This window comes from Actinoallomurus acaciae (assembly GCF_042429965.1).
GTDB classification, from domain to species: domain Bacteria; phylum Actinomycetota; class Actinomycetes; order Streptosporangiales; family Streptosporangiaceae; genus Actinoallomurus; species Actinoallomurus acaciae.
In genome coordinates, this window is the sequence record NZ_JBHLZP010000560.1 from 1 (window position 1) to 5,065 (window position 5,065).

4 protein-coding genes and 1 pseudogene are annotated in these 5,065 nt (G+C 73.0%); 1 reads left to right on the plus strand and 4 read right to left on the minus strand.

Features of this window, described 5'->3' with window-relative positions; all coding sequences use genetic code 11:
* The 3 genes from ACFFNX_RS41810 to ACFFNX_RS41820 all read right to left on the minus strand — a co-directional run.
* The coding region (locus ACFFNX_RS41810; RefSeq protein ID WP_378211761.1) for a serine/threonine-protein kinase at positions 1 to 902 on the minus strand (902 nt) is incomplete at its 3' end.
* A gap of 11 nt (positions 903 to 913) precedes the next feature.
* On the minus strand, positions 914 to 1,678 hold the full coding sequence (locus ACFFNX_RS41815) for a nucleotidyltransferase domain-containing protein (RefSeq protein ID WP_378211762.1): 765 nt from the start codon (positions 1,676 to 1,678) through the stop codon (positions 914 to 916).
* Positions 1,675 to 2,337, minus strand: coding sequence for a nucleotidyltransferase domain-containing protein (locus ACFFNX_RS41820; RefSeq protein WP_378211764.1), 663 nt, complete (start codon positions 2,335 to 2,337; stop codon positions 1,675 to 1,677). The genes ACFFNX_RS41815 and ACFFNX_RS41820 overlap by 4 nt, the downstream gene beginning before the upstream one ends.
* A 258-nt stretch (positions 2,338 to 2,595) precedes the next feature.
* Between ACFFNX_RS41820 and gnd the strand changes: the two genes are divergently transcribed.
* The gene (gnd, locus tag ACFFNX_RS41825) at positions 2,596 to 4,020 is read left to right on the plus strand and encodes an NADP-dependent phosphogluconate dehydrogenase (RefSeq protein WP_378211767.1); all 1,425 of its coding nucleotides are present in this window, start codon (positions 2,596 to 2,598) and stop codon (positions 4,018 to 4,020) included.
* 466 nt (positions 4,021 to 4,486) lie between these two features.
* Here the strand turns inward: gnd and ACFFNX_RS41830 are convergent.
* Positions 4,487 to 5,065, minus strand: a pseudogene (locus ACFFNX_RS41830) (polynucleotide kinase-phosphatase); the annotation flags it as partial.

The window sequence follows — 5,065 nt, forward strand, 5'->3', positions numbered from 1 at the left end:
ACCAGGCGGCGGCCGCGCCTCGCCCGCTCGCCCTCCTGTGTCTCCGCGCCCTCCCGTACGGCCTGATCGGCGGCCTGATCGGCGGCCGGGCCCTCCGCGATCTCGCGCAGGCGCTCCGCGACGGTCTCGGCGGACGGGCGGGCCGACGGGTCGCGTTGCAGCAGCCCGCTGATCAGTGGCCACAGCGGCCCCGCGCGCTCGGGGGCGTCCGGGTCGTCCATGACGAGGGCGGCCAGCGTGGCCACCGCACTGTCCCGGTTGAACGGGGGACGGCCCTCGACCGCGGTGTACAGCGTCGCGCCCAGTGACCACAGGTCCGACTCCGGGCCGGCCTTTCTGCCCCGGGCCCGCTCCGGCGCCATGTACGACGGCGAGCCGATCAGCACGCTCGAGGAGGTCACCGTCGAGCCGCCCTTGGCGGTGGCGATCCCGAAGTCGCCGAGCACGACCCGGCCGTCCTCGGCGAGCAGGACGTTGCTCGGTTTCACGTCGCGGTGCAGGACGCCCGCCGCGTGCGCCGCCCGCAGGCCGCCGAGCAGTTGCAGGCCGATCGCGGAGGCGCGTTCCGGAGTGAGGGGGCCGTCGGCGCGCACGGCCTCGGCGAGCGACCGCGACGGGACGTACTCCATCACGATCCACGGCCGGTCCTCGTCCTCGACGATGTCGTACAGGCCGACGACGTTGGGGTGGTTGAGCCGCGCGTTGGTCCGCGCCTCGCGGAGCGTACGGCGGCGCAGCGTCTGCTGCTCCTCCTCGGGCAGCCCCGGCGGGAAGATGACCTCCTTCACCGCGACCCTGCGGTCGAGCACCTCGTCCGTGGCGAGCCAGACCACGCCCATGCCGCCACGCCCGATGACCTTGCCGAGCCGATACCGCTTCTTGAGCAGACGAGGGGTGTCCACGACGTACCGATTTACCCTTGCTGCCGAGAGCTAACGTGCGGGGAGCCAAGGCGTGCGCGCACGACGAGATCGTGCAGCGCCGGCTCGGCGGAGGGGCGGTCGGGCAGCGACGAGCGGTCCCGCTCCCCCTCCAGTCGCGCCGTCATCGCGGCGACGTCGGCGGCGAGGCGTTCGCGACCCGGCGCGTCCGTGGGCAGCGTGCCGTGCTCGGCCTCCCGCTTGGCTTCGATGAGCTCCGGCACGTACGCCGGCCCGTGGCCGAGGGTGGTCAGGTCGGCGACGACCTCGCCCGTCCGCATGAGGTGGATGCCGGTGGACAGCACGCGGAACGTGTAGAGCAGCGGCTTGAGCTCTCCGGTGCGTTCGAAGAACCCCCACTGGGTGCGCGCGAAGCCCAGATAGTGGTGCGCGTGGTGACGCGTCAGGCAGTCCGGCGCGAGCGCGGCCATCTCCTCGTGCAGGGGTGAGGACGCGACGACGAGCGGCGAGAGGAGCTGCTCCAGCACGTAGCCGTTGCGGCGCAGCAGCAGGCGGGCGAACTTGGCCAGGTCGTGGGTGACGAGGTCGACCTCCACGCCGTCGCGCGTCCAGGTTCGGTCGACGGTCCCGGCTCCGGTCCGCAGGCCGACGACGTCCTCCAGCGGCATCAGGTGGACCCCGCGCAGGTCGACGTCGGAGTCGGCGGACGGGAACCCGTACAGGTGGGCGCCGCTGACCGTCGCGAACACCACGTCGCCGGTCACCTCGCCGAGCCAGGACGGCAGCGTGCGGGTCATCGCGCGTCCCTCCGCCGTACCGACACCAGGAAGTCCTCCACGCGCGCCCGGTCCGGCTCGGCGGGCAGCGCGCTGCGCTCCACGGCGGCGTCCAGGTCGCCGGTCAGCGTCTCCCGCCAGGCCTCGATCTCCGCCCAGGGCACCTCGCCCCGGCGTACCGCGAGCAGGCGTTCCCGGTGCTCCCGCACGCCGACGAGCGGCTCCCCGTACGACAGGAGGTGCCGTCCGCTGATCAGCAGGCGCAGCATGTGCATCACATGCTTCCAGCGCGGCTCGCCGCGGGTGCGAAGATCGCCGGTGAGCTTGCGGAACTGGCTGTCGGCGTACCGCAGGAACGTCGCGTGCGCGCGCCGGGACAGGAAGGCGCCGCGCAGCGCGAGCAGTTCCTCGCCGCGCTCGGTGACCTTCTCGACGAGGGGCGACCAGAGGCACTCCAGCACGGTCGGGTTGGCCGCCAGCGCGAGCCCGAGGAAGCGCTCCAGCTCCCAGGAGAAACGCTCGGCGTCCGGCCCGTCCACATGCGTCGGCGGCTTGGCGAACCCCCAGAACAGCGGCGTCGGCGCCGCGTACACGCCGCGCCGGTCGACGTCACTGGCCTCCGTGGCGAGACCGTACGCGCGGGAGCCGACCACGACGGACAGCACCGTGTGGTCGCGCACCAACGAAAGATCATCCACAAGGCAGAAGCCTGTCGGAGATCGCCGGTGCGTCGAACGCTATTTGCCCAAAAAGCCTGACTTTCCGCCGGCACCGAAACGAGCGCGGGGTGCCCGGCCGGGTTTCGGCTCTTCCGGAGCGGGTCAGTGCCGTGCCGGCCGACGTTCGCCTCGTCGGTGAGGGCGGGTCGGCCGACCCTCGCCCAACACGCGTCCGGCATCTTCCCGGCTTTGGCATTAGCCTGGGCACGGGGTGATGATGTGGGAAGTCAGATCGGTGTCACCGGCCTCGCCGTCATGGGGCAGAACCTCGCGCGCAACATCGCGCGCCACGGATTCCCGGTGGCCGTGCACAACCGCAGTGAGAGCCGGACGAAACAGCTGATCGAGCGCTACGGCGACGAGGGCGACTTCACGCCCGCGACCTCGCTCGAGGACTTCGTCGCCTCGCTCGACCGGCCGCGCCGGATCGTGATCATGGTGAAGGCGGGCGGGCCCGTCGACGCGGTGATCGACGAGCTGGTGCCGCTGCTCGACAGGGGCGACATCCTGATCGACGGCGGCAACTCTCATTTCGAGGACACGCGGCGGCGCGAGAAGGCCCTGGCCGAGCGCGGCCTGCACTTCCTCGGCACCGGCGTCTCCGGTGGTGAGGAGGGCGCGCTGAACGGCCCGAGCATCATGCCCGGCGGCCCCGACGACGCGTACGCGCCGGTCGCGGAGATCCTCACCACGATCGCGGCGCAGGTGGACGGCACTCCGTGTGCCGCCCACATCGGCCCCGACGGCGCGGGCCACTACGTCAAGATGGCGCACAACGGCATCGAGTACGCCGACATGCAGCTCATCGCCGAGGCGTACGACCTGCTCACAAGCGGGGCCGGGATGTCCGCGCCGGAGATCGCGCAGACCTTCGAGCAGTGGAACGAGGGCGACCTGGAGTCGTTCCTCATCGAGACGACCGCGACGGTCCTCGGGCACACCGACGCCGCGACGGGCCGCCCGCTCGTCGACGTGATCCTCGATGAGGCCGAGCAGAAGGGCACCGGCCGCTGGACCGCGCAGTCGGCGCTGGAGCTCGGCGTGCCGGTCACCGCGATCACCGAGGCCGTCTACGCCCGTGCGCTGTCGGCCCGCAAGGAGCAGCGCACCCGCGCCGCCGGGGTCCTGCCGGGCCCGGCCGGCGGGTCGACCCCGGACGGCTTCGTCGACGCCGTGCGCGACGCGCTGTACGCCTCCAAGGTGGTCGCGTACGCACAGGGCTTCGAGCAGATGCGCGCGGCCTCCGACGAGTACGACTGGAACGTCGACCCCGGCACGCTCGCCACCATCTGGCGCGGCGGCTGCATCATCCGGGCGCGCTTCCTCGACCGCATCAAGGAGGCGTACGAACGCAGCCCGGAGCTGCCGAACCTCCTGCTGGACGACTACTTCCGCGACGCGGTCGCGGGCGCCCAGGACGCCTGGCGCAAGGTCGTGCGCACCGCGGTCGACCTCGGCGTCCCGACGCCGGCGTTCTCGGCGTCCCTGGCCTACTACGACGGCTTCCGCCGCGAACGCGGGCCGGCGTCGCTGATCCAGGGCCTGCGCGACTACTTCGGCGCCCACACGTACCGCCGCGTGGACCGCGAGGGCGTCTTCCACACGCTGTGGTCGGAGGACGGCCGCGAGGTCTCCGCCGACTGACCGGCGCGACCGTGGCCGCGTCACCTCCCGAACGGGTGCACGGCCACGGTCGGCGGCCGGACCGTAGAGCCGCCGGCGGCCTCTCGGCACGAACAACCTCAACGTTCATCTACGGGGCCACCGAGGCGCCGGCCGGCCGGGGCTGCTTCTCCCAACGGCGACCAGAACATCATCTACGCGCTGCGCCCGGAGATCCGCAACCGGCTCAACTCCGCGTTGATGGCGGCCTTCTTCGCCGGCGGCGCCGGCCGCGGTGGCGTGGGTGCACGGCGGCTGGACGGCGGTGAGCGTGCCGGCCTGCGGCACCTTCGTCCTGTGGGTGCTGGAACGCGCCACGGTCTCCCGGCCGCCGGACCGCGGCCGGCGACCGGCCCCCGAAACCTCGCTCATCGGAGGGAGGAACCCGCGATGACCGCCGCGGAAGTCGCCCATGACTCTCGGTCGGCATCCGCGGGCCCGCAGGCGCTCACAGGCGCGGGTCCACCGGCTCGGACTCCAGCGCCAGCACGCCGAAGACGGGCTGGTGGACGCGCCACAGCGGTTCGCCGGCGGCGAGCCGGTCCAGCGACTCCAGGCCCAGGGCGTACTCCCGCATCGCGAGCGACCGCTTGCGGCCGAGGGACCGCTGCCGCAGCCGTTCGAGGTGTTCGGGCTCGGTGTAGTCGGGGCCGTAGATGATCCGCAGGTACTCGCGCCCGCGGCACTTCAGACCCGGCTGGACGAGCCGTCCCTCCGGGGCCGGGCCCAGCGGCTTGACCACCATGCCCTCGCCGCCGGCCGCGGTGAGGTCCTGCCACCAGCCGACCGCGTCCGCCTCGTCACCGGTCAGGTCGACGACGCGCGACCGCGTCGAGGCGATCAGCTCGTCGGCGGCGGCCAGCCGGTCGGCGACCTCCAGGTGCCACCGGTGGTCGCGGGTCGCATGGGCGGCCCCCTCCCCCGCCAGCACCTGGAACGGCGCGAGCCGCAGCCCCGTCAGGCCGTCCACCGGCCAGCAGTAGCGCGCGTACGCGTCGCGGAACAGCGCGGCGTTCGCCGCCCGGCG